Below are 563 nucleotides of genomic sequence, written 5' to 3' on the forward strand. Positions count from 1 at the left end.
CTGGGATCAGGCCAGTGTAAGGTTCGAGGCGGAGTCACGGCCATCGCGACCGCGTTCCACATCAAAGGTCACTGCCTGACCATCAGCCACCTGATGGATGCCGGCGCGTTCCAGCGCCGAGACGTGAAGGAAAATGTCCTTCGTGCCGTGTTCGGGCTCAATGAAGCCAAAACCTTTAGTTGCGTTGAACCATTTCACGGTGCCGTTGGCCATCGTGAGATCTCCTCATTGGTGCCACCCGCTGAATGCGATGGCCTGGCTTGGCGTCATCAAAGAGCGACTGAAGCCAGAAGGAGACAGAAGTCGAAGGAACAGCGTTGCCATAGACAGGTGGGCATCATACCGCCCCATTACAAGGGCGGTGCGATGGCGTCCCGAGGCGTGGCGTCGCTGGCAGGGGTCATCATTGCCCGACGTTATTCCTTCAACCGGCCCGGATCGCGTTTGGCGCAGCGGAAAGAAGACTGATCGCGCATCCGCCAACCGTGGATGCCGGAGACGTGTCTATCTATTCTGAATTCGACGGCCTACCCTGCGAAAATCCGTCGCGCATCGACGGCCAA

1 protein-coding gene is annotated in these 563 nt (G+C 58.8%); it reads right to left on the reverse strand.

The window, feature by feature from the left end; genetic code table 11:
* Positions 1-6: 6 nt before the first annotated feature.
* A complete protein-coding gene (locus tag IEX25_RS19980; RefSeq protein ID WP_126156212.1) occupies positions 7-213 on the reverse strand; it encodes a cold-shock protein in 207 nt (68 codons plus the stop codon).
* Positions 214-563: the final 350 nt, after the last annotated feature.

Source organism: Paracoccus acridae, from assembly GCF_014642735.1.
Classification (GTDB): Bacteria; Pseudomonadota; Alphaproteobacteria; order Rhodobacterales; family Rhodobacteraceae; genus Paracoccus; species Paracoccus acridae.

What these genes read in the sequence shown, in the direction of transcription:
- IEX25_RS19980 (WP_126156212.1), bottom strand. Translation starts at nt 213, where the DNA reads ATGGCCAACGGCACCGTGAAATGGTTCAACGCAACTAAAGGTTTTGGC.